26 protein-coding genes are annotated in these 21,382 nt (G+C 61.4%); 19 read left to right on the forward strand and 7 right to left on the reverse strand.

Annotated elements, in window-relative coordinates:
* The first annotated feature begins 154 nt into the window (after nt 1-154).
* From ACR3FF_RS08315 to ACR3FF_RS08325, 3 genes are all read left to right on the forward strand, one after another.
* Nucleotides 155-535: a translation initiation factor IF-5A gene (locus ACR3FF_RS08315; protein ID WP_458187524.1), complete on the forward strand. Its 381-nt coding sequence runs from the start codon at nt 155-157 to the stop codon at nt 533-535.
* A complete protein-coding gene (speB, locus tag ACR3FF_RS08320; RefSeq protein WP_458187525.1) occupies nt 536-1,363 on the forward strand; it encodes an agmatinase in 828 nt (275 codons plus the stop codon).
* Nucleotides 1,364-1,524: 161 nt separating this feature from the next.
* Entirely contained in the window at nt 1,525-1,671 is a 147-nt protein-coding gene (locus ACR3FF_RS08325) for a hypothetical protein (protein WP_458187526.1), read from the forward strand.
* Nucleotides 1,672-2,003: 332 nt separating this feature from the next.
* On the opposite strand, the gene ACR3FF_RS08330 is transcribed toward ACR3FF_RS08325, so the two are convergent.
* The gene (locus ACR3FF_RS08330; RefSeq protein ID WP_458187527.1) at nt 2,004-2,282 is read right to left on the reverse strand and encodes an amphi-Trp domain-containing protein; all 279 of its coding nucleotides are present in this window, start codon (nt 2,280-2,282) and stop codon (nt 2,004-2,006) included.
* Between the two features lie 139 nt (nt 2,283-2,421).
* On the opposite strand from ACR3FF_RS08330, the gene ACR3FF_RS08335 reads away from it, so the two are divergent.
* Nucleotides 2,422-2,706, forward strand: a complete 285-nt coding sequence (locus ACR3FF_RS08335) for a PadR family transcriptional regulator (protein ID WP_458187560.1) — start codon at nt 2,422-2,424, stop codon at nt 2,704-2,706.
* A gap of 56 nt (nt 2,707-2,762) precedes the next feature.
* Here ACR3FF_RS08335 and ACR3FF_RS08340 read toward each other — a convergent pair whose 3' ends face one another.
* Both ACR3FF_RS08340 and ACR3FF_RS08345 read right to left on the reverse strand, forming a co-directional pair.
* Nucleotides 2,763-3,617: a CPBP family intramembrane glutamic endopeptidase gene (locus ACR3FF_RS08340; RefSeq protein ID WP_458187528.1), complete on the reverse strand. Its 855-nt coding sequence runs from the start codon at nt 3,615-3,617 to the stop codon at nt 2,763-2,765.
* 160 nt (nt 3,618-3,777) lie between these two features.
* Entirely contained in the window at nt 3,778-5,025 is a 1,248-nt protein-coding gene (locus tag ACR3FF_RS08345; protein ID WP_458187529.1) for an AI-2E family transporter, read from the reverse strand.
* 93 nt (nt 5,026-5,118) lie between these two features.
* On the opposite strand from ACR3FF_RS08345, the gene ACR3FF_RS08350 reads away from it, so the two are divergent.
* The 4 genes from ACR3FF_RS08350 to ACR3FF_RS08365 all read left to right on the forward strand — a co-directional run bounded on the left by ACR3FF_RS08350 (nt 5,119) and on the right by ACR3FF_RS08365 (nt 8,870).
* Nucleotides 5,119-6,390, forward strand: a complete 1,272-nt coding sequence (locus ACR3FF_RS08350; RefSeq protein WP_458187530.1) for an MgtC/SapB family protein — start codon at nt 5,119-5,121, stop codon at nt 6,388-6,390.
* A 49-nt stretch (nt 6,391-6,439) separates the two neighbouring features.
* The gene (locus ACR3FF_RS08355; protein WP_458187531.1) at nt 6,440-7,771 is read left to right on the forward strand and encodes a class-III pyridoxal-phosphate-dependent aminotransferase; all 1,332 of its coding nucleotides are present in this window, start codon (nt 6,440-6,442) and stop codon (nt 7,769-7,771) included.
* A gap of 31 nt (nt 7,772-7,802) precedes the next feature.
* Nucleotides 7,803-8,456 carry a helix-turn-helix domain-containing protein gene (locus ACR3FF_RS08360; RefSeq protein WP_458187532.1) on the forward strand — a complete coding sequence of 218 codons (654 nt, stop codon included), beginning with the start codon at nt 7,803-7,805 and terminating at the stop codon, nt 8,454-8,456.
* Between the two features lie 63 nt (nt 8,457-8,519).
* Complete coding sequence (locus tag ACR3FF_RS08365; RefSeq protein ID WP_458187533.1) at nt 8,520-8,870, forward strand: DUF7344 domain-containing protein; 351 nt, start codon at nt 8,520-8,522, stop codon at nt 8,868-8,870.
* Nucleotides 8,871-8,873: 3 nt separating this feature from the next.
* Here ACR3FF_RS08365 and ACR3FF_RS08370 read toward each other — a convergent pair whose 3' ends face one another.
* Together ACR3FF_RS08370 and ACR3FF_RS08375 are read right to left on the reverse strand one after the other, a co-directional pair.
* Nucleotides 8,874-9,197 (reverse strand): ribbon-helix-helix protein, encoded by a 324-nt coding sequence (locus tag ACR3FF_RS08370; RefSeq protein WP_458187534.1) that lies wholly within the window; start codon nt 9,195-9,197, stop codon nt 8,874-8,876.
* Nucleotides 9,198-9,236: 39 nt separating this feature from the next.
* On the reverse strand, nt 9,237-9,512 hold the full coding sequence (locus ACR3FF_RS08375) for a hypothetical protein (protein ID WP_458187535.1): 276 nt from the start codon (nt 9,510-9,512) through the stop codon (nt 9,237-9,239).
* A 370-nt stretch (nt 9,513-9,882) separates the two neighbouring features.
* Between ACR3FF_RS08375 and ACR3FF_RS08380 the strand changes: the two genes are divergently transcribed.
* The 11 genes from ACR3FF_RS08380 to ACR3FF_RS08430 all read left to right on the forward strand — a co-directional run bounded on the left by ACR3FF_RS08380 (nt 9,883) and on the right by ACR3FF_RS08430 (nt 20,196).
* Complete coding sequence (locus ACR3FF_RS08380; RefSeq protein ID WP_458187536.1) at nt 9,883-10,803, forward strand: HhH-GPD family protein; 921 nt, start codon at nt 9,883-9,885, stop codon at nt 10,801-10,803.
* A gap of 68 nt (nt 10,804-10,871) precedes the next feature.
* Nucleotides 10,872-11,453 carry an NADPH-dependent FMN reductase gene (locus tag ACR3FF_RS08385; RefSeq protein WP_458187537.1) on the forward strand — a complete coding sequence of 194 codons (582 nt, stop codon included), beginning with the start codon at nt 10,872-10,874 and terminating at the stop codon, nt 11,451-11,453.
* A gap of 99 nt (nt 11,454-11,552) precedes the next feature.
* Nucleotides 11,553-12,209 carry a helix-turn-helix domain-containing protein gene (locus ACR3FF_RS08390; RefSeq protein WP_458187538.1) on the forward strand — a complete coding sequence of 219 codons (657 nt, stop codon included), beginning with the start codon at nt 11,553-11,555 and terminating at the stop codon, nt 12,207-12,209.
* 314 nt (nt 12,210-12,523) lie between these two features.
* On the forward strand, nt 12,524-13,237 hold the full coding sequence (locus tag ACR3FF_RS08395; protein ID WP_458187539.1) for a helix-turn-helix domain-containing protein: 714 nt from the start codon (nt 12,524-12,526) through the stop codon (nt 13,235-13,237).
* A gap of 160 nt (nt 13,238-13,397) precedes the next feature.
* Nucleotides 13,398-13,985: a thymidine kinase gene (locus ACR3FF_RS08400; protein ID WP_458187540.1), complete on the forward strand. Its 588-nt coding sequence runs from the start codon at nt 13,398-13,400 to the stop codon at nt 13,983-13,985.
* Between the two features lie 7 nt (nt 13,986-13,992).
* Complete coding sequence (locus ACR3FF_RS08405; protein WP_458187541.1) at nt 13,993-14,604, forward strand: YIP1 family protein; 612 nt, start codon at nt 13,993-13,995, stop codon at nt 14,602-14,604.
* 27 nt (nt 14,605-14,631) lie between these two features.
* Nucleotides 14,632-14,895 (forward strand): hypothetical protein, encoded by a 264-nt coding sequence (locus ACR3FF_RS08410; protein WP_458187542.1) that lies wholly within the window; start codon nt 14,632-14,634, stop codon nt 14,893-14,895.
* 106 nt (nt 14,896-15,001) lie between these two features.
* Nucleotides 15,002-15,253 (forward strand): DUF8028 family protein, encoded by a 252-nt coding sequence (locus ACR3FF_RS08415; RefSeq protein ID WP_458187543.1) that lies wholly within the window; start codon nt 15,002-15,004, stop codon nt 15,251-15,253.
* A gap of 95 nt (nt 15,254-15,348) precedes the next feature.
* Nucleotides 15,349-15,510 carry a hypothetical protein gene (locus ACR3FF_RS08420; protein WP_458187544.1) on the forward strand — a complete coding sequence of 54 codons (162 nt, stop codon included), beginning with the start codon at nt 15,349-15,351 and terminating at the stop codon, nt 15,508-15,510.
* Nucleotides 15,511-15,769: 259 nt separating this feature from the next.
* Entirely contained in the window at nt 15,770-17,818 is a 2,049-nt protein-coding gene (locus tag ACR3FF_RS08425; RefSeq protein ID WP_458187545.1) for a DHH family phosphoesterase, read from the forward strand.
* Nucleotides 17,819-18,534: 716 nt separating this feature from the next.
* Entirely contained in the window at nt 18,535-20,196 is a 1,662-nt protein-coding gene (locus ACR3FF_RS08430) for a tRNA uridine(34) 5-carboxymethylaminomethyl modification radical SAM/GNAT enzyme Elp3 (protein WP_458187546.1), read from the forward strand.
* Nucleotides 20,197-20,290: 94 nt separating this feature from the next.
* Here ACR3FF_RS08430 and ACR3FF_RS08435 read toward each other — a convergent pair whose 3' ends face one another.
* Both ACR3FF_RS08435 and ACR3FF_RS08440 read right to left on the reverse strand, forming a co-directional pair.
* The gene (locus ACR3FF_RS08435; RefSeq protein ID WP_458187547.1) at nt 20,291-20,788 is read right to left on the reverse strand and encodes a YciE/YciF ferroxidase family protein; all 498 of its coding nucleotides are present in this window, start codon (nt 20,786-20,788) and stop codon (nt 20,291-20,293) included.
* A gap of 315 nt (nt 20,789-21,103) precedes the next feature.
* Nucleotides 21,104-21,265 carry a hypothetical protein gene (locus ACR3FF_RS08440; RefSeq protein WP_458187548.1) on the reverse strand — a complete coding sequence of 54 codons (162 nt, stop codon included), beginning with the start codon at nt 21,263-21,265 and terminating at the stop codon, nt 21,104-21,106.
* Nucleotides 21,266-21,382 lie beyond the last annotated feature (117 nt).

Consider the following 21,382-nt stretch of genomic DNA (forward strand, 5'->3'; position numbering starts at 1 on the left):
CTGGTGGAAGCCAGCTACGGTCGTACGAGTCGCGGAAAACGTCTCTCGTCCGGGTTCTAATCGCGGTTTCTGCACCATTCTCGGTTTCGAATTACACGCGCCATAGCGCGGCGTTTCCAAACGGTTTATACTACAGCGAACGCAAATCGGCGGTATGGCGAAAGAGCAGAAGGAAGTCCGTGAACTGAAAGAAGGTAACTACGTGATGATGGACGGCGCTGCGTGTGTCATCAAATCTTACAGTACGGCGAAACCGGGCAAACACGGCAGTGCCAAGGCCCGAATCGAAGGAAAGGGTGTGTTCGACGACAAGAAACGCAGTCTCAGCCAGCCGGTGGACGCGAAGATATGGGTGCCCATCATCAACCGAAAACAGGGCCAGGTCGTCAGCGTCGAGAGCGACACCGTCGCGCAGGTCATGGACCTCGACACGTACGAGACCATCACCATCAAGACGCCCGAGGGAATGGGTCTCTCCCCCGACGACCAGATAGAGTACCTCGAAATGGACGACCAGCGAAAGATCGTTCAGTAGATGTTTCCCGGGGCGTCCTCCGACCGCGAACGAGCGGACTTCGTGGTGGTGGGCGCGCCGCTCGACGTGTCCACCACGTTCCAGCCCGGCACGCGATTCGGTCCCGAACGAATCCGACGTTTCGCCCGGACGTTCGACGACTACGACCATCGCACCGGGCAGTTCTTCTCCAACCTCGCGGTACACGACCACGGCGACGTTCGCTCGTGGGACGACGCCGACGAGTACCTCGACTATCTCGAGGGCGTGCTGACCGACGTCGTCTGGGACGGTGCTATCCCGCTCTTGCTCGGCGGCGAACACACCGTCACGCTAGCGGGAGTGCGAGCGACCGAACCGGACACCTTCGTCTGTCTCGACGCTCACCTCGACCTGCGTGAGGAGTACGACGGTAACTCCCTGAGCCACGCGACCGTCACTCGGCACGTCCTCGACGTCGCCGACCACGCCATCATCCTCGGCGCTCGAACCGGAAGCGAGGAGGAGTGGGAGCGCGCCGCCGAATCGGACGTGACCGTCGTTCCGCCCGAAGCGGTGGCCGACTGGACCCCCGACTTCGACGGCACCACGTACCTCAGCGTCGACATCGACGGTGCAGACCCCGGTTTCGCACCCGGTACCGGAACCATGGAGCCGTTCGGACTCTCGCCACGGGAGATGCGCGATGTGGTTCGCGACGTCGCCGAAACGACCGACGTCGTCGGCTGCGACGTCGTCGAGGTGAACGACCGCGACGATGGACAAGCCGCCTCGCTCGGCGGGAAACTGCTTCGAGAGTTCGTCTTCGCACACGCCGTAGACGGGGAGAGCCAGAGCGAAGGTGACTGACGCGGTTCCGGTAGCGAATCCGTACCGTTTTTCCGGACGCTGCGCTGACCACGTGGCGCGGATTCGAGACGGTCGGAAACGACTGCTCGAAACGTCCGCTGAAAACTGGCCTCGCGAAGACGCCGACACTGATAACCCAGAGAAGCGAAAAGCCACACCACATGAGAGACGAAGCGGAAATTCGCGAACAGTACGAGTTCCTCCAGGAACACCTCGAGAGCGACGAGATGAACCACGAGAGCGTCCGACAGATGTTCACGTACTACAAGCGGGCGTTGGGATGGGTGCTCGAAGAAGAGCACATCTGATTTAATTCCGACAGCTCTCTCACAGCTATCGAAATCGTTACCTTTATAGTAATAGGCCGTATTGTTCCAGTTGACGCTTCGCTTTGGAGGGCCGAAGCGTCAGCGGGGACCAATTCAGGGCGGCAAGCGGTTCGCGGGGTCTTTTCGCCCCCGCGTATTCCGCTTTCCTTTCGAACCGATACTTCTGAACGGCAGTGTCTACTCTTTCCATACGAGAACACTCGACCGGCGCTCCGTTCGTCCTCGAAAATCACCTCTCAGACCTCGGACGGTCGTCGGTCCGTCGAACTCAGCACGTCCGTCTCCGGACTTCTCGAAGTCTCGAGCCGAGGTTATTCGATTTCGAACGACCCCTCCCCACTCTCTTCGCCTTCTTTCCACTCCAATTCGAACTCGACACTCATCTCGCTCCGTCCGCCCGAGGAAGTCTCTCGTTCGGCTTTCACTTCGAACACCGGACGAGCCGGCGGGTCCAGCGTGACGGTTTGGCTTCCTGCGTTCAGCGTAATCGCCTCCCCGCTTTCGAGCTTGTCAGCGACGGTTCGAAGGTAGGTGGCTACGTCGCCTCGACTCTGTGTCGCTTCCGTTTCGAATAGAACCTCTTCTGGCATACGTCTCTAGACGACGGCAACGGTGATAAGTGCAGTCCCCGATCGGCGGACTCGGGTTTCCGAGGGAGAGGACGATTCGCCGCGTAAATTTCGAAATTGTTACATTTATTCTATCTAGATAAATATAGGATATTCGACAATAAACGAGTTGACGGGATTCCAGCGCGACATTCTGTACGTTATCGCTGGTCACGGCGAGCCACACGGCCTGGCGATCAAAGAGGACCTGGAGAAATATTACGACGTGGACGTCCACCACGGTCGGCTGTATCCCAACCTCGACACCCTCGTCGAGAAGGGGTTGGTCGAGAAAGGCGAACGGGACCCGCGGACAAACTACTACGTGCTCACCGACAGCGGGAAAGACGAAATCGAGTCGCGGCGCGAGTGGGAAACACAGTTTCTCGAGTACTCGGACGAGTGAACGCGGTAGCAACGAAGCGCCGTCCGTAGTACGCTCGTTCGACGACCCGACGGCCGTCAGTCCGACGGCACGACGGGGTCGATGACGTTCACGCCGTCTTCTCTCCCCCCTGGCCGGAGCGTCGGGCCATACCGGACCACCAGCACGACGGCGACCAGAACGACGAAGGCCGTCAGTAGGCCGTAGCCGGTTTTCGTCGTGGCTCCAGTGACCCCGCCGACGGCGTAGTAGTTGATTACCGCGTTGGCTCCGGCGTGCAACACCATGGCCGGGAGGACGCTCCCACGCGAGACGTTGGTGAGCCACGTCAGCACGATGGACGTACCAGTGACCTGTGGCACGTACAGCCAGAACGGCATGTCGGACTGCACCGTTCCCGAGAAGACGAACAGTGGAAGATGCCACACCGCCCAGACGACTCCGATTATCAGCGCCGCTATCAGGGCGTTGTATCTGGACTGTAGCAGCGGCAGGAGGTAGCCGCGCCAGCCAGGTTCCTCTTGTCCGCCGCCGAGGAAGAAGATGAACACCAGAAAGATGGGGTACTCGTAGAGTGCGGGAAGCCGGTCCACTGTCGTGGCCCCACCGAGGACGAACGCGTGAACCCTGCTGGCGACGACGAGCGCCGCGATGGGGAACGCGAGCGCTACCAGGTAGTATCGCGGTCGAACTCGAAAGCGGAACACGCTCCTGAACCAGTCACCGAGGCTCTGCCCACGTGCCGCCAACAGGACGACGGCGGCAGCCATCGGGCCGAATCCGCCGCCGACGAACAGTAACGTCTTGAAAACGGGGGTGGACTCCGGTGTGACAGACCAGAGGCCGAACAGCGACCACGAGATGCCGTACGTGAGAACGACGTACGTCGCGACCCGGTGGCGTTCGAACCAACCGCTGAGAGAGGGAGACATATCCGAGAGATGGGAGGGAGGGAACTTAATTAATCGAGCAGACTCTCATCTCACGAGAACGTGTCGTGTACTGACGACACTCGAACGGCGATGCGGGTCCGGTGTCCGACTCGTTCGTCGCTGCTCTCCTGTCGGACTCGTTTTCGCCACTGCGCTTCGGTCACTTTCCGCTCTCGTCGCTCTCGCTCGGCGTCATCTCCGCCGGTTCTTCCGTCGGTTCCAATTCGTCGACGGTGGCTGGCGAGTCCCCGCTCTCGGTGGCCGGCGAATCCGCCGGGTCGTCGAACGCGGATAGAGACGGCTGCTGACCGCCCAGGTACGTCGGGTCGACCGCCCACGGCTGAATCGGCTTGCCTGCGATGAGTTCCGGCAGGACGACCTCGACGAAGTGGACGACGAGTACGAGTATCATGGGTCCGAGGAAGATACCGTACCAACCGAACAACAGCGGCCCGAAGATGTAGGCGAACATCACCATCCCAACGTGGAGGTTTCGGCCCGAGACGTAGGGTCGCAAGACGAGGTCGGGGATGGAGTCGACGACGACGAACGAGACGAGGGCGAATGCCACCGGAAACCACAACACACCTGCGTCGCGCAGTATCAGTGCCTCGACGCCGATGACGGCGGTCACCGGGAAGTAGACGAGTTTCATTCCCACGACCGGGATGAGACTGGCGATGCCAGTGAGCAGTCCGAGGATAGTCGGGTACGGGATACCCAGGCCGGCGGGCGCGACCATGTCGATGATGTTGTACGAGATAGCGCCGATGGTGCCCGTCAGGAAGGCGTTCAGAATGTTCCCGAAGAAGATGCTGTTGAAGTCGGTGTCGACGCGTTTGACGTACGCTTCGAGGACACCTTCGCTGTCCCCGAACGTTCGGTGGAACCAGCGTGAGAGTTTGTGGTCGTCACGAAGCAGATAGAACGCGATAGCTATCATCACGAACAGGTGGAGGACGGCGTTGCCGACGAACGCGACGTACTTCGTCGTCTCGCCGAACGCCTGTTCTATGAGTTTCGTGTTGCTCCCGTCTGTGAAGAAATCTCCGGGGTGTTGTGCGATGGTCGAGACGTTCGCGTACTGTCGAACCGACTCCGGGAGCGCCTCGATGGGCGTGTTCTGTACCACCGTCGAGAGTTCTTGGACACCGATGGCGAGGGTGTACACGAGGAGCAAAATCGCGGGAAGCGCGAGGGCCAACAGCGCGGTGGCAGCAGCGAGACTCGGCGGCCGGATAACCCGCCGTAACCGACGGTACACCGGTCGGGTCGAGTAGTAGAGAAAGAGACCGAAGACGAAGGTTCCGATGAACGAGTAGACGACCAAGAGCGTCGCGAGTCCCAGCGCCCCACCGGCGGTCCACCACGCGACGCGAGATTTGTCAATATTCCATCTGCCGCCCATACGGCAGAAGACTGGGCGCAGTGCATAAAGATTTCGTACACGGCGTGGCGGTGCCAGCAATCCTTTTACCCGGCGGAATATATAGTCTATAGAGTGCCTGGCTTCGAAGACGCGTTCGCGACGGCTACGTTGGACAGCCACGTGGTCAGAATCGCCATCGCGGGAGCGCTCGGTCTCTTTCTCGGTCTGGAGCGCGAGTGGTCACAGAAGTCCGCCGGAATCCGGACGTTCACCCTCATCAGCCTCCTCGGTGCGGCGTTCACCGTAATCGGCAAAGACGTCCTGCTCGCGCTCGGTGGTCTCCTCGTCATCGTGCAGGGGATTTTGCTCGCCGTACAGGGGCTGATGGACGACGACGAAGACACGGGACTCTCGCTCACCACGTCCGTCTCGATGCTCGTGACCTTCGGCGTCGGCGTGCTGGTCGCGGAGGGATACATCCTCGTCGGCGTCACCGTCGCCGTCGTGTCGTCGCTACTGCTGGTGTTGAAACGGGAACTCCACAGTTTCGCCTGGGGGATGTCGCGGGAAGAACTCCGTTCGGCGGCGGAGTTCGCCATTCTCGCGTTCGTCATCTATCCGCTCTTGCCACCGGGTGAAGTCGCGTTCGGTGGCGTCACCGTCAGTCCCCGTCTCATCTGGTTGATGGTCGTCACAGTCGCGGGTATCGGCATCGCCAACTACGCCGTCGTCGAGACGTACGGCGGGCGCGGCATCGCGGTGACGGGCTTTTTCGGTGGACTGGCCTCCTCGACTGCCGTGGTCGGAACCATGCTCGACCACGTCCGCCAGCGCCCGGAAGCCGCCTCCTACGGGGTCGCGGCCATCCTGCTCGCCGACGCCGCGATGGCGGTTCGAAATCTGGTCATCGCGCTCGCGTTCACGGCGGGCAATCCGGACAAGACGTTGTACGGGGCCATTCTCCCGCTGGGAACCATCATCGTCGGCAGCGTCGCTATCGCCGCCTACTCGGCGGACTGGTCACAGAAGATGGACATCGACCTCGACAGTCCGTTCTCGCTCCAGAACGTGCTCGGTTTCGGCGTCATCTTCCTGCTCGTCGTCGTTGGCGGGGCGGTGGCGAAGAGCCAGTTCGGCGAAACGGGCTTTTACATCACGGCGCTGTTGTCGGGACTGGTGTCGAGTGCTGGCGTGACTGCCTCGGCCGTCACCCTCTACAGCGGTGGTAATCTGAGCCAGCAGACCGCCGTGTTCGGTATCCTCCTCGCCACTGCGTCGAGCATCATCGTCAAGGCGGCGCTGACTATCTCCGCACCGAACCGACAGTTCGCCTACCGGGTCGCCGTCTGGAGTACGGTGCTGCTCGCCGGGTCTGGACTCACCGCCATCGTCGCAGTAATCTAGACGGCCGCACAACGAACTTTTTAAAATGGGGCTTTCCGTACGCGGGTGCATGAACCGTGACACGGCCGAACCTCGTGTTCGGGAGATGCCCGGTGAGAAAGCTCGGCAGTGGGCAGACTACCACCACCAGTTCGCTGCTCCGACGACGTACGTCTACGATTTCGTCTGGGACATCACCGAAGACGCGGAGGGACCGTTCTGCACCGACGTGGACGGAAACGTCCTTCTCGATTTCACGAGTCACGTCGCGGCTGCTCCGCTCGGGTACAACAACCCCAAAATCATGGACACGTTAAGCGAGTTGGACGTTCCCGACCCGACGAAAATCGCTGGGCAGGACTTCTACGCGTCGGGTGGGTGGCCGCCGGAAGACCCCGAGTTTCCCGGGCCGTCGCAGTTGATGGAGCGGCTCATCGACAGCACGAGCCACTACGACATGGACACCGTCTTCCTCTCGAACTCCGGCGCGGAAGCCGTCGAGAACGCCATCAAAATCTGTTACCAGCACCGAGGCCACCGCGCGTTCAACTTCGACGGCGCGTTCCACGGTCGAACCCTCGGCGCACTCTCGCTCAACCGCTCGAAAGTCGCACACCGAAAGGGCTACCCGGAGATTCCGGGTATCGTGGCCGTCCCCTACTGTTCCTGTGCGGGCGAGTGTGACTGTGGCTGGAAGACGAAGGGGCCGGGCGGCAACGTCATCGCCGACAAACTCGACCCCGAGCAAGGTATCATCGCTCCCGAAGAGGTTTCGTACATCATCCTCGAACCCCTCCAGGGCGAGGGTGGGTATCGCGTCCCGAACGACGAGTTCGTCGCGGACATCGCCGAGATTCGAGAGCGATTCGACGTCAAGGTCATCGCCGACGAGATTCAGTCCGGGATGGGTCGCACGGGCGAGATGTGGGCCATCGACCACCTCGACCTCGAACCCGACGTCATCACCAGCGCGAAGGCACTCCGCGTCGGTGCGACCATCTCCCGGTCGGACACGTTCCCGGAGGAGAAGGGTCGACTCTCCTCGACGTGGGGCGCTGGTGACGTGCTCTCCTCGCTGCAGGGCGTACTCACCATCGACGCGATTCGAGAACACGACCTGCTCTCGAACGTCGCCGAGCGCGGCCGACAGGCCCGAGAGATAATCGAGGACGCAGACCCCGCCTCCGTCACCGACGTTCGCGGTCGCGGCCTGATGCTCGCCGTCGAGTTCGACACCAAAGACCGCCGGGAGGCCGTCGTGGACGCGGCCCTCTCGCGGGGTCTCCTCACGCTCGGGTGTGGCTACAAGACCCTCCGCATTCTCCCGCCACTCGACGTGACCGAGCGCGAAATCGACCTCGGCATCAACCTCCTGCTCGACGCCATCGAGGACGTGGCGTAGGCGCTATAACCGCTCGTAGCGTCTAGCTTTCATGACCGTCACGGCAGATATGACGATTTCCGGCGAGCAGTTCGTACTCGGAACCGTGTTGCTCACCGACACTGACGTCCACGTCGAACTGGAACGGGTCATCCCCGCGTCACGACAGGTGCTTCCGTTCTTCTGGGCCGTCGGCACCGAGTTCGAGTCGTTCGAACGAGAAGTGGAGACGAACCCGCACGTCGAAGACCTCGTGGCGGTCGACCGGGGTGACGACCGGATACTCTACCGCGTCGTGTGGGGTGACGAAGTGGAGAGTCTCATCCACGGTATCGCGGCGGTCGGTGCGACCATCCTCGAAGCCTACGGTAACGGCGAGTGGCGATTCCGGCTCCGGTTCGACGACCACGCAGAACTCGCCGAATTCGACGATTACTGCGACGACCACGATATCCGGTACCGACTCGAACGGGTGATGACCGATACGAACGCCACCCGACAGGAGTTCGGGTTGACGCCCGAACAACGAGAGGCCCTCGTGCTCGCCGTCGAACGCGGTTACTTCGACGTTCCGAGGAACGCGACCCTCGGTGACCTCGCCGACGAGTTCGACATCTCACAACAGGCGCTCTCGGAGCGCGTCCGCCGCGCCGCCGGCACCGTCCTCCGAACGGTGCTCTTCGACAGCGACGAAGAGGACTTTTAATACTGGCTGTTATAACAGGCACTACCCCTATCGGAAAAACACCGTTTCTCTCGGACGACAGCCATGAAGAATCGACCACCATCCGGTAACGAGGCCGCTTCGTCGAGATCGCCTTCTCCGTCGCTTCGGAACGCAGCGCAGACGGTCGGACTGGACACGCTTCTCGACGTGCCACCTGAACTCCACGAAGCGCTAGCCAACGAGTCGCGTCAGGCCATCCTCGCTCGCCTCTCTATGGACGGCGGACGAGTGGGCATCCCCGAACTGGCCGAGCATCTCGGCGCAATCGGCGTCGAACGTGACGAGGTCGATGCACGCGCTTCCCTCCGGCACGTCCACCTCCCGAAGTTCGACGACTGCGGCCTAATCGAGTGGAATCGGACAGAAGGCGTGGTTTCGCTGGCGGTCGACTGAGAGTTAGAACTGATATCGCCGTTCGTCGTCACGCTGGGGAATCTGGTTGGCTCCCGTCATCTCCTCGAAGGTCATGCCTGATAGATACTCATCGTAGGTCACGTCGTAGGTGCCACGGAGGTGGAAATCGAGATTCCCCGTTTCGACCGTCGTCTGAAACAGCACGTGGACGGCGCGCCGAATCAGTTCGTCGGGTTCGTCGGGATCGAGGGCGGCGCTGAGCATGGCGAGTTCGTTGCGCGTCTCCCGGTCGAGCGACACGGTAAACTCCTCGTCGAACGTGGCGTACGCGGATTCGACGTCGTCCGTCAGGTCGTCTAAACTCATGGCCGGGAAATTGGACGGCGTCGGCATACCGCTTTCGCTCTAGAACTCCTCGCCGCAGTACCGACAGTCGTCCCTGCTGGCGAAGTTGTGGGCGCTACAGTGCGGACAGACGATGAAGTGTTGGGATTCCGGACTCGACTCTTGCGCCGACCGACCGCCGCGACGCTGGTGAAACGCCATTCCGATACCGGCGAGAATGAACGTCGCTCCGAGCGTCAGCCACGCTGCAGGATTGTGAGCGAAGACAAACGGCGCGATGGGGGCGACGATGATAATGACGCCGATGAGAACCAGCGTGGCGGGCCGGACGTGCATTCTCGTTGGATTGCGACGAACGGCCTATAAGCCTTCAGGTTACACGTTCTCCGTGACCCACGGTAACGTGGGTCGACCAGCGCGGTCGGTGGTGTTTCCGGCCCGTTTCACGACAGCAGTCAGTCGTTCGACGGAGGGTGTAGCGTCCGGTCATTTTCGACACCAGCGCGTCGCTGAGACAGGTCAGTCCCGACGTGAACCAGGGCCACGGGCCTGCTCGCAGGGAGAACGAGACACACGGACCGAGAGCGAAGGCGACACCGGGGAGGACGAACGTTCGCGGACACAGTCGCTGCTCTCGGCGGACGGGAGTACGGTTTCTCGTCTCCGAACCGCTATCGGTAAACCGTCCCCAGCCGAAGCGTCGACGATGACCGACACGGCGTGGTCACTTCCGGACGACACCGACGCGGTACGCGACGCCCTCGTCTCGTGGTACGAACACGACCACCGGTCGTTCCCGTGGCGCGAGACGGACGACCCCTATGCCATTCTCGTCTCGGAGGTGATGAGCCAGCAGACGCAACTCGGGCGCGTCGTCGACGCGTGGGAAGCGTTCGTAGACCGCTGGCCGACCGTTACCGACCTCGCCGAGGCAGACCGCTCCGACGTGGTCGGCTTCTGGACGAGCCACAGCCTCGGCTACAACAACCGCGCGAAGTACCTCCACGAGGCGGCAAAGCAGGTCGTCTCGGAGTACGACGGTGAGTTCCCCGAGACGCCGGACGACCTCCAGAACTTGCAGGGTGTCGGCCCGTACACCGCGAACGCTGTCGCCTCCTTCGCGTTCAACGAGGGCAACGCCGTGGTGGACACGAACGTCAAACGCGTCCTCTACCGGGCGTTCGACGTACCGGACGACGACACCGCCTTCGAGGAGGCCGCGAGCGAACTCATGCCGGCGGGCGAATCGCGCGTCTGGAACAACGCCATCATGGAACTCGGCGGCGTCGCTTGCGAGAAGACGCCCGCCTGCGACGCGGCAGGCTGTCCCTGGCGCGAGTGGTGTCACGCCTACGAAGTGGGCGACTTCACCGCCCCCGACGTGCCCACGCAACCGACGTTCGACGGCTCTCGGCGGCAGTTCCGCGGGCGCGTCGTCTCGGTGCTCAGAGAGTACGACGAACTCCCGCTCTCGAAACTCGGCCCTCGTGTCAGGGTGGATTACGGCGGCGACCACGGCGAGACGTGGCTTCACGAGTTGTGCTCGGACCTGGCCGACGACGGGCTGGTGGAGCTAGAAAACGACGGGGACGATAGCGGCGAGCGGGTCGTGCGACTGAAGCGGTAGAGAGACCGACTCGCCCCCGACGAGAGCCGACTACAAGCTATTTCGTCGTCTCACCCCTATCTCTCTCCATGACCGATCAGCCACACGTCGTCGCCATCTGCGGCAGCCTGCGGGACGAGAGCACCACTCGCTTCGCGCTCGAACGCGTCCTCTCGGGCGTCGAGAAAGCGGGCGGAACCGGCGAACTCGTCGACCTGCGCGAGTTCGACCTCCCGCTGTTCGACGCGGACGTTCGGGAGACTGGCGACGCCCCCGAACTGAAACGCCGCGTGCGAGAGGCGGACGCGGTCGTCCTCGGGACGCCGATGTACCACGGGTCGTACTCTTCGGTGTTGAAGACGGCCCTCGATTACTGCGGGTTCGACGAGTTCGAACACAAGACGGTCGGTCTGCTCGCGGTCGCAGGCGGGCGCTTTCCCATCACCGCGATGGACCACCTTCGGTCCGTCTGCCGGTCGCTCGACGCGTGGGTGCTCCCCTACGAAGCCGCCGTGCCGCGGGCACACAGTGCGGTGATGAACGGCGAGTTCACTGACGAGGAACTGGAAGACAGGGTCGTTGCGCTCGGACGGCAGACGGTTCGATACGCCCGAATCGAACCGTGTCCCGCGAGCTTCGAGAGCGAAGAAAACGTCGGCGCAGTCGAGTAGCCGTCCCGAGCGAACCATCGTACAGTGAAACTCCTCGGCGACGATACGAACTGCATCGACGGCAAATGGGTTTATCTCACTTCATAGACGACCCCGTATATGAGCATCATCGCGGATATCAGCGTTTCAGCACGGTCGTTCGCGTTGAGCAAGACGCTCACAGCCGTTCCGGAGACGACCGTCGAAGCGGAACGGCTCGCCACTCACAGCGCCGAATGGGTGATGCCGTTTCTCTGGACGACCAGCGACGAGCCAACGACGTTTCACGAGGTGATTCAGGACGATCCGACGGTCGAAACTGCATCGATCATCGAGGAAACGGAGGAGAGTACGTTGTATCAGGTCGTCTGGGTCGAGTCGTTCGTGGAACTCATCAACGAGATTATCGATCAAGACGCGACGATTTTAGAAGCGAAGGCGACCGGAAACGTCTGGAATCTGAAACTCAGGTTTGCCGAGAAACGTGACGTTTCGTCGTTCCGAGATTACTTCGCGGAACGAGGCCACGAATTCGAGGTCAATCACCTCTCGTCCCCGAAGTTATCACGCCAAGGCACGTTCGGACTGACCGAAGAACAGTACGATACGTTGATCACGGCCGTGCAGACGGGTTATTTCGACGTTCCACGTTCGACCACGAACGAAGAGTTGGCGGACACGCTCGGCATCTCTTCGAACGCCACGTCCCAGCGCATCCGACGGGCCTCTGCAAACCTCGTTCGGAACACGTTACTGCTCGATACCGGTGAAGAGTAACGCTTCGTGGACGAAAACCCGTCATTCTCTCATTGCTTATAAAAGCCGTTGATTTCGCGCCCGGTCATTTATCTTCGTAGCCAGGAGAGATTCCCCGTACAGTGATGAAGTCACCCGGATTATCACACAGTGGATGGTGTCCGACAGTCGAGCGAGCTCAGCTACTCCGGTACACGATGGACGCACACGTCGATTTTACCAGGAGTTGGATGCCGACCCACTTACGCGGGGTCGTCCGACTCGAAAAACGGGGTGCCAGCGACGTGGGATACATTCGGGACAGCTGCTGAACATCGGTTAACAAAAGAAGTGATATGGTTGGGACCCTCCTCGACGTCGAACTCCCGGCAGAGAATTTTGCGCTCGAACATACGCTGAACACGCTCGAGACGGTCACCTTCACCGTCAAACAAGTGGTGGTGTACAATCACGACAGCCTGATGCCGTACATCTGGGTAGGGACAGGAGACCGGGACGTGATCGAACGGGCGTTCGCGGCCGACGAGACCGTCGCTTCGTACCAACTCGTCGGCGAATTCGACACCGACTGCCTCTATCGGCTAGAGTGGGTCGATCGAATCGACGTGCTCGTCCGTGCTCTCGTCGAAGAGAACGGAACGGTACTCTCTGCGACTGGCAGGGACGATAGCTGGTCTCTTCGGTTCTTGTTTTCCGACAACGATTCGGTCAATCGCACACACGAGTACTGTAAGGAACGAGGGATCGATTTCGACGTTCACAAGGTCACGGAGTTTTCGGGCGAAGGGCCAGACCAATACGGACTCTCCAAGGAGCAACGGACGACGATACAACTCGCGTACGACCGCGGCTATTACTCGATTCCACGCGAGACGAAGGCCGAACAGTTGGCCGAGGAAATCGGTGTGACACATCAAGCGATTTCCGAGCGGCTGCGGCGCGGCCACAGTACACTCATCCAGAGCACACTGGTGAACGGCTACGGCACACCGACACCATCACGACTGGAATCGAGTTCCTCCGACGAAAAGGTTTTCCCAGACTCGTAGGTAACACGAACCATCGTAATCTCTTCGGTTAGTTGCATCCCGGCAGAGTCAGAGAGACGCTTCAGAGAGTACTGCGTGTGAGTACCACACGAGACCCTCTTTCGAGACGGTCGATTCGAATAAGCAACCCTTTTGACGCCGGATTGAGCGCAGTTCGGGTATGCACAAAATCACGAACAGCGGGTGGGTCGAGGTCATTACCGGCTGTATGTTCTCCGGGAAGACCGAGGAACTCCTGCGTCGGCTCCGCCGCGCCGAAATAGCGGGTCAAGAGGTCGCCGTGTTCAAACCGGCGCTGGACGACCGCTACGGCGATGGCACGGTCGGTTCGCACGACGGCGCGTCGTGGGAAGCGACAGTCGTGGAACCGGACGACGAGGGCGTCCGTGAGATTCCCGGACGACTGAACGGCGAGAAGGTCGTCGCTGTCGACGAGGCGAACTTCTTCTCCGCGGAACTCGTCGCGGTCTGCGAACGACTCGCCGAGGACGGCAGGCGCGTCATCGTCAGCGGCACCGACCAGACGTTCCGGGCCGAACCGTTCGACCCGCTTCCACAACTCATCTCGCTGGCGGAGTACGTTGAAAAGCTCCAGGCGATCTGCGCGGCGTGTGGTGAACCGGCGACGCGTAACCAGCGACTCATCGACGGCGAACCAGCACACGTCGACGACCCGACGATTCTGGTCGGCGAAAAGGAGTCCTACGAAGCGCGATGTCGGAACTGTCATACCCTCCGTACCGACTAGTAGAACCGTGACACAGTGGGTCGAGAATCCGACGGGCGGGCGCGACCGCGGCCCGCAGGCTATCGTCCGTGCGTGGGTCGAGGTGCTCGTTCGCCCCCGGCGATTTTTCGACGTGGGCGTCGCACCCGGCGACCAGGCACCAGGGATGGTGTTCGGTGTCCTCGTGACGCTGGTCGAGGTCGCCTCGCGGATGACGTTCGGCGGGTTGGTCGTCGGTGATATCGCGGGCGGACCGCTTTTCACGAACGTCCTCGCGCTGGTGCTGGTCGTCCTGTTCGTCGCACCCGCCGTACTCCACCTGACGGCGGCGCTTCAGACGGTCTTGCTGATGGTTTTCGTCCCCGATCGGGCGGGCATCAGCGAGACGGTGCAGGTCATCGGCTACTCGGTCGCCCCCTGTCTGTTCGCGGGTCTACCCGTTCCCGAACTGCGCGCTATCTGCACGCTGTACGGAGCGGTGTTGCTCGCCGTCGGCGTGAGCGAAGTCCACGGGACGTCGCTCCTCCGGGCCGTCGTCGTGACCGCGATACCCTCGGCACTGGTGTTCGGCTACGGGTTCCGTGGGTTCGGTGCACTCGTCTCCGTTTTCCCCGCGCTCGCGGACGCCGTCCCCTGGTAATTAAAGCAAGGACACCGTATCGATGGTATGCTCAACGTGCGCATCGACGATTTCATGGTCGAACTGAAAGATGGGGCAATCAAAAACGTCGGACCGTCGAACAAGACGGGGTCGGCGAAACTGTTCGACGTCGAGTCGGCAGAGGCGCGCGAGTTCGGCGACAAGCGCGTCAAACTGGTGTTCGAAGACGACGAGGGCAACGAAGTACAGGTGGCGCTCTTCCCCGAACACGTCCGCAGAATCGCAGCAGACATCGAGATGCTCGAAGACGATAGTCCCGTCTTCGAGTAACCTCCGACGAGGTTCTTCCTTCGCGTACCGTCAGACGGTCGCTTAGTTCGATTCGTTAGGGGCACAATAATAATACCATGTTACGTCGTAGCATGGTTTGCGGAGCATGTCCACGATAACAGACCCCGAAGTGACGGAAAACCCTTCCAAAGACGACCGAGAGCGCGAACTGTCCACGATATCGCTCTCGACCCCGATTCGGTTCGTCGGCTTTTGGACTGCGGTCGCGCTTCCGTTTCTCTACCTCCCGTTGCTAGCGACAGGCCTCGAAACGACCGGACAACGCCAGACGTTCGTCTTTCTCTTCGCGTTGAACGTCGTCGCCCTCGTCGTCGGCCGCCGCTATCGAGAGACTTAACCCGACGCTAATATCATAGTCATACGTTAACACAAGGCACATATATTTCTTTAGTGAGACTATAACTATGGTGGTTAGCCCCTTGAGGAGTCAGTATGTCCCAGTCAGCGATGACTGTCGGCTGCCCCCACTGTGGGAACGCCTCGACGGTCGATATGGTAGAGCGGGACACCCGCCACCCCGACGACAAACGGCTGAAAGGAAGACGAGTAGACTGTCATCACTGCGGTGACGACTTCTCGTTTTACTACTACTGACCGGTGACTCCGGTCGATCGCGCTCGATTCGGCGAGAAGATTTTTCGAGGTTCGATGCCGTGAGGTAGTAACTACCGACCACGTGCAGTTCCGCGTCCGGAGCGACCCGCATCGACTCGTCGGAAATCGACCGAAGACGAGACCGACGAGTCGCCGGTCGAATCCTCGCCGAGACGCTTTTCGTTCTCTCACGAAGGTCGAGAACGCCGCCAGGATTTCGACAACCGTTTTAGGCCGGGCCTATTTTCTTCCAGTATAAATGGGTAACTGCGTCATTTGCGGGGCGTCTGCCGACGGCGACATCTGCGCCAGTCACGAGCAAGACGTCCTCTTCGAATTCGAAGGTAACCGCCCGGACCAACTCGTTCCGGGGCGATACTACAGAGGTACCGTCGACGGATTCGCCGACTTCGGCGTCTTCATCGACATCGGCAGCCACGTCACCGGCCTGCTCCACAAAAGCGAGCTAGACCGCAGGTTGGAAACGCTCGACTGGGACCAGGGTGACACGGTGTACGTCGAAGTGCTCGGCGTCCGCGACAACGGCAACGTCGACCTCGGCTGGTCGATTCGCCAGTCGGAACGCGAGTTCCGTGGCAAACTCGTCCACGACGGCGAGAACTCGTATCTCCCCGACGAACCGGCCGAGTCCGAACGATCGAACGACGACCAGACGAACGACGAACGACCGGCCCCCGAGCAATCGTCGTCGAGCGAGTCTCGAGACCCGCCAACGACGACCGACGGGTCCGGAACTGCGGTCGGAAGCGCGACCATTCCCGAGCACGAAGAGCCACCGGAGCGCGTTACCATCGAGACCCTCGGTGACCGCGTCGGCGACCGCGTCCGAATCGAAGGTGAAATCGTCGGTGCGAGTCAGACTAGCGGCCCGACCGTCTTCGAAGTCCGCGACGAAACCGCCGTCGTCGACTGTGCCGCCTTCAAAGAAGCTGGCGTCCGCGCGTACCCGGAAGTGGACACCGGCGACGTGGTTCGACTCGTCGGCGAGGTCGAACTCCGGAACAACGAACTGCAAGTCGAGACCGAACACCTGGACGCGCTCACCGACGACGAGGAAGCCACCGTCCACGACCGATTGAGCGAAGCACTCGAAAGCGAGGCCCAGCCTGCCGACGCCGAACTCCTCGCCGACGATTCGCTGGTCGAGTCGATCCACGAGGACATCCGAGACGCCGCCGGGGCGATTCGCCGCGCAGTCATCGAATCCCGTCCCGTCATCGTCCGGCACAACGCGACCGCCGAGGGCTACGTGGCCGGAGCGGCACTGGAACGTGCCGTTCTCCCGCTGGTCCGCGACGAGCACGCCCGAAGCGACGCGCAGTATCACTTCTTCGACCGTCGACCCCTCGAAGGCGGCTTCTACGACATGGAAGACGCGACGAAGGACGCGACGACCATGCTCGACAACCGCGCTCGACACGACGAGAAGCTCCCGCTCTTCGTGCTCGTAGACGCCGGAAGCACGACCGAATCCAGCGACGGTCTCGACCTGGTCGACATCTACGGCGCACCGCACGTCGTCATCGACACGCAGTATCCCGACGAGGAGGTTACCGAGTCGGCATCCGTCGTCGTCAACCCGTTCCTCGGCGACGCGGACGAGAGCGTCCCGGCGGGCGTCCTCGGTGCGAACGTCGCGGCCCACATCAACACCGACGTCCGCGAGGACGTCGCTCACCTCCCCGCCGTCAGCTACTGGGAGGACACACCGACCGAGTACGTCGAACTGGCAGAAGACGCAGGATACGACGAAGCACACGTCACGGCCCTGCGCGAGGCAGTCGCGCTCGAGGCCTACTACCAGTCCTACGAGGACAAACGCGAACTCATCACCGACCTGCTCTTCGAGCACGCCAAACGCGACCTGGCCGAGCACATCAGCGAGCAGTTCCGGAAGAAACTCGACGACGAACTCGACACTGCGGAGCCGAACCTCTCCGTGCGCGGCGCGAACGGCGTCACGTTCACCGTCCTCGACACGGACGCCTACACGCACCGCTTCGACTTCCCGTCGACGCCCGTCCTCCTCGATGCGCTCCACCGCCACGACATCACGGGGCGACCGGGCGGCCCGAACGTCACGCTCGGCCTCGCGGAGGACGAGATTCACATCCGAAGCGACGCGGCGGTCAACGTTCGCGACATCGCCGACTCGGTTCGAGAGCGCGCACCCAACGCCGGCATCGTCCCCGTCGGCACGCGCGACGGGAAGTTCGAGTTCCTCCGCGGCGAGCGCGAGGCGGCACTGGACGCGGTCATCGAGTCCGTCAGCGAACACGTGAACTGACCGGCTGAACGTTTCTTTTTCGGGATGTACTGAACTGTACTGATTTGTACTGGCGGCTGTCCATGGCGTTGTAACAGTCGTTACTGTTCGAGCGCACGCTCGTTCACGAGGAGAGCGGGATTGTGGCGTGTGAATTGTATGTCAATAACCGTGAGACTAGCTGACGCTTGAACAAAGCCACGCCCTCACTCGGTCGCTCTCTCGCAGCCGCTTTGCGGCTGCTCCGTCGTTCCCTCGTTCGCCCGTTGCCACCAGGCCCGCCAGTGGCTGGTGGGCCCGCCACCGGGAGCTGGCTGACGGTTTACGCCAGAATTCGGAAGACGATCAACCGTCGAAAGCGCCTGGTCGGCTTAGGATTGGCCGGGCCTGCCATGGCAGGCCCGGCCTGCTGTCTTGGTGTCTTGAAAACGCTCCGCGTTTTCAACGGCAGGGAAGAGCTTGTCTCTTCCCGTGGCAACGGGCGAGTGAAGGAGAACGAGTGGCGAAGCTACGAGTGACTGACTGAGCGAGGGCCGGGGGAAATCGAAGATTTCCTCGGCCACGGAAGAGCTCCCCTCTTCCGTAGGCGTGGCTTTGCTCAAGCGTCAGCTAGCCTCACGGTAGTCTCACCTTCGTCGTCGCCCACTCATCGAAAAAACTGTTCCACTCATCAGGTTCGACTCCAAATCGTTCGTAGACGACACGCTTATCCGACAGAACCAACCAGATACGACGTAATGAGCACCGAGACGCCGGACGCCACGGAGACGGAGGCGTTCGAGCAGGTCTGTGAGGACCTCGTCAAGCGCATCCTCGCGGGCGAAATCGAACGCGACGACGTGGAGCGTGCGAAACTTGACGCCTGCTCGGAGCACTCGGCACCGAAAGTGCCGAAGAACTCCGAGATACTCGACTTCGCGCCGAACGAGCGCCGTGAGGAGCTGGAAGCGGTGCTCCAGCGCAAACCGGTTCGCACCGCGTCGGGCGTCTCGCCGGTCGCCATCATGACTAGCCCGCACCAGTGCCCGCACGGGAAGTGTCTCTACTGTCCCGGCGGACCGTCGTCGGAGTTCTCCTCCTCTCAGAGCTACACCGGCCACGAACCGGCGGCGGCGCGGGGCGTACAGAACGATTACGACCCTTACGGACAGGTCACGCTGCGACTCGAACAACTCCGCGAAATCGGCCACCCCGTCGACAAGGTCGAACTCATCCTGATGGGCGGGACGATGACCGCCCGGAGCCACGACTATCAGGAGTGGTTCGTCAAGCGCGCCCTGGAGGCGATGAACGACTACGACGTGGACAAGGAACCAGAACCGGCGGAGGGCGAAAGCTTCGCCCAGAGTCCGGAGGAGTACGAGTTCCGCTATCTGGAGGACGTCATCGCCGAGAACGAGACGGGCAGCGTGCGCAACATCGGCACGACGTTCGAGACGAAACCCGACTGGTGTGACCCCGAGCAGATAAACCGGATGCTCGACCTGGGCGGGACGAAGGTCGAAGTCGGGGTACAGACCACCTTCGAGCGCATCAATCGCGAGATGCACCGCGGGCACGGCGCACAGGCCTCCATCGAAGCCAACCAGCGCCTTCGGGACTCGGCGTTCAAAGTCGGCTTCCACATGATGCCCGGCCAGCCGGGTATGTCGAAGGAGATGTGTCTGGAGGACTTTCGGTGCATCTTCGAGGACGAGAAGTGGAAACCCGACTACCTCAAAATCTACCCGACCCTCGTGGTTCGCGGCACCGCGACCTACGATTGGTGGTACCAAGACGAGTACGAACCCCTCCGCAACGAGGAGGCCGCCGAACTCGTCGCCGAAATCAAGTCGATGATCCCGAAGTACGTCCGCCTCCAGCGCGTCCAGCGCGACATCCCCGCCGACTTCATCGACGCCGGGGTGTGGAAGTCCAACCTCCGCCAGCTCGCGCGCCAGAAGATGGACGACCACGGCTGGACCTGCGACTGCATCCGCTGCCGCGAGGTCGGCATGAACGACCAGGACCCCGAATCGGTCGAACTGGACGTGATGACCTACGAGGCCGCCGGGGGTACCGAACACTTCATCAGCTTTGAGGATTTCGACAACGACCTCCTCGTCGGCTTCGCTCGGCTGCGCTTCCCCGGCGACCCGGTGCGCCGCGAACTCGATAACGCGGCGCTCATCCGCGAACTCCACGTCTACGGGAGCGAAGTGTCGGTCGGTTCCGAGAGCGAGGACAGCCAGCACCAGCACCGCGGCTACGGACGTCGCCTGATGGAGAAAGCCGAGGAACTCTCGGCGAACGCAGGATTCGACAAGGTAAGCGTCATCTCGGGCATCGGCGCACGGGAGTACTACCGAAACAAACTCGGCTACCATCAGGACGGTCCCTACGTCAGCAAGCGCGTGTGAGGGACGTTCGCAGTTACTGGAAGTAGGAAGGGGCGATAGAATCGAGTCTCCGAACTTCGACCCGAAAAATACTATCGAACTCGGTAGCGGTGACTCAGCCCTGTGCAGGAACGGCTTCCACGTCGTAGTCTTCGGTGAGCGACTTGAGTTCGTCGAGGGCCTCCTGTTCTTCGCGCAGGTTCGCTTCGAGGAGGTCGGCGGCCTCGTCGTGGCCGAGTTTGTCGGCGATGAACGTGAGGTTACCGTACGCGGCGATTTCGAAGTGTTCGGTCTTCTCGGCAGCGGCCACGTCGAACAGATTGTGGACGTTCTGTTCCGGGTCGCTTTCGGTGAACTCCTCGTGGTCCTGGACGAGCCCGTCGAGGGCGTGGACCGTCTTCTTCTCGGGCGACTCGCCGATCTGGTCGAACACCGTTTCGAGGCGGTCGACGTGCTCTTCGGTCTCCTCCCGGTGTTCGCGGAAGGCGTGTTCGATGTCGTCGTGGTCGACCTCGCTGCTGAGTTCGTCGAGTACGTCGAGCAGTTCGTTCTCGACGTAGTACATCTCTTTCAGTCCCTCTTCGAACAGGTCGTTGAGCGTGTCTCCACTCATAGCATCCAAAGCGATGGCCGCGATTTCAGTAAACAGCCATGTTGCACACGCAACCTGCTTTAACGGTGTATTGCCGAACCCTACGACGCTGGTCGCGTTGCACAGATTTATGAAGGAGAAGGAAAAAGGAATATACGCCGAGGTACGACGCTTTTCTCGTCGTGTGTCGGCATTGGGACTGTGCGCCATCTCGTGGGTTTGGTCGGAACCCACACAGGCTTCCGGAAGCCGCATCCAACCTCGTCGTCTCGCCTCGTCTTCCACCCTTCGAACTCGGCTATCCACCTTCTAGACCGTTCTCACGGGAATCGAAGCTCAGTCACGGACCGTGCTGACGAACGATTTGCCGAAGAGGAACGCTCCGAAGACGACGAACGCGAGCGGTATCGACGCGCCGTCGTCCGGACCAGCCAAGAGAAACGTAATCGAGGCCGCTCCGAGTACGAGACCGAACGTAACCAGGTCGTCTCTATCCATAGTTGTAGTCGCTCCCTCCTGCTAATAAAAATACGCTCACCTGCTGGCAGACGAACACGACAGCACCCTGTTGTGCGTCTCTTCGTTCTCGGTGAAAAACAAAAGTAAGAAGCTACC

It is taken from the genome of Haladaptatus ordinarius (assembly GCF_054177595.1).

What these genes read in the sequence shown, in the direction of transcription:
- ACR3FF_RS08315 (WP_458187524.1), top strand. Translation starts at nt 155, where the DNA reads ATGGCGAAAGAGCAGAAGGAAGTCCGTGAACTGAAAGAAGGTAACTAC.
- speB (WP_458187525.1), top strand. Translation starts at nt 536, where the DNA reads ATGTTTCCCGGGGCGTCCTCCGACCGCGAACGAGCGGACTTCGTGGTG.
- ACR3FF_RS08325 (WP_458187526.1), top strand. Translation starts at nt 1,525, where the DNA reads ATGAGAGACGAAGCGGAAATTCGCGAACAGTACGAGTTCCTCCAGGAA.
- ACR3FF_RS08330 (WP_458187527.1), bottom strand. Translation starts at nt 2,282, where the DNA reads ATGCCAGAAGAGGTTCTATTCGAAACGGAAGCGACACAGAGTCGAGGC.
- ACR3FF_RS08340 (WP_458187528.1), bottom strand. Translation starts at nt 3,617, where the DNA reads ATGTCTCCCTCTCTCAGCGGTTGGTTCGAACGCCACCGGGTCGCGACG.
- ACR3FF_RS08345 (WP_458187529.1), bottom strand. Translation starts at nt 5,025, where the DNA reads ATGGGCGGCAGATGGAATATTGACAAATCTCGCGTCGCGTGGTGGACC.
- ACR3FF_RS08355 (WP_458187531.1), top strand. Translation starts at nt 6,440, where the DNA reads ATGAACCGTGACACGGCCGAACCTCGTGTTCGGGAGATGCCCGGTGAG.
- ACR3FF_RS08360 (WP_458187532.1), top strand. Translation starts at nt 7,803, where the DNA reads ATGACCGTCACGGCAGATATGACGATTTCCGGCGAGCAGTTCGTACTC.
- ACR3FF_RS08365 (WP_458187533.1), top strand. Translation starts at nt 8,520, where the DNA reads ATGAAGAATCGACCACCATCCGGTAACGAGGCCGCTTCGTCGAGATCG.
- ACR3FF_RS08370 (WP_458187534.1), bottom strand. Translation starts at nt 9,197, where the DNA reads ATGAGTTTAGACGACCTGACGGACGACGTCGAATCCGCGTACGCCACG.
- ACR3FF_RS08375 (WP_458187535.1), bottom strand. Translation starts at nt 9,512, where the DNA reads ATGCACGTCCGGCCCGCCACGCTGGTTCTCATCGGCGTCATTATCATC.
- ACR3FF_RS08380 (WP_458187536.1), top strand. Translation starts at nt 9,883, where the DNA reads ATGACCGACACGGCGTGGTCACTTCCGGACGACACCGACGCGGTACGC.
- ACR3FF_RS08385 (WP_458187537.1), top strand. Translation starts at nt 10,872, where the DNA reads ATGACCGATCAGCCACACGTCGTCGCCATCTGCGGCAGCCTGCGGGAC.
- ACR3FF_RS08390 (WP_458187538.1), top strand. Translation starts at nt 11,553, where the DNA reads ATGAGCATCATCGCGGATATCAGCGTTTCAGCACGGTCGTTCGCGTTG.
- ACR3FF_RS08395 (WP_458187539.1), top strand. Translation starts at nt 12,524, where the DNA reads ATGGTTGGGACCCTCCTCGACGTCGAACTCCCGGCAGAGAATTTTGCG.
- ACR3FF_RS08400 (WP_458187540.1), top strand. Translation starts at nt 13,398, where the DNA reads ATGCACAAAATCACGAACAGCGGGTGGGTCGAGGTCATTACCGGCTGT.
- ACR3FF_RS08410 (WP_458187542.1), top strand. Translation starts at nt 14,632, where the DNA reads ATGCTCAACGTGCGCATCGACGATTTCATGGTCGAACTGAAAGATGGG.
- ACR3FF_RS08415 (WP_458187543.1), top strand. Translation starts at nt 15,002, where the DNA reads ATGTCCACGATAACAGACCCCGAAGTGACGGAAAACCCTTCCAAAGAC.
- ACR3FF_RS08420 (WP_458187544.1), top strand. Translation starts at nt 15,349, where the DNA reads ATGTCCCAGTCAGCGATGACTGTCGGCTGCCCCCACTGTGGGAACGCC.
- ACR3FF_RS08425 (WP_458187545.1), top strand. Translation starts at nt 15,770, where the DNA reads ATGGGTAACTGCGTCATTTGCGGGGCGTCTGCCGACGGCGACATCTGC.
- ACR3FF_RS08430 (WP_458187546.1), top strand. Translation starts at nt 18,535, where the DNA reads ATGAGCACCGAGACGCCGGACGCCACGGAGACGGAGGCGTTCGAGCAG.
- ACR3FF_RS08435 (WP_458187547.1), bottom strand. Translation starts at nt 20,788, where the DNA reads ATGAGTGGAGACACGCTCAACGACCTGTTCGAAGAGGGACTGAAAGAG.
- ACR3FF_RS08440 (WP_458187548.1), bottom strand. Translation starts at nt 21,265, where the DNA reads ATGGATAGAGACGACCTGGTTACGTTCGGTCTCGTACTCGGAGCGGCC.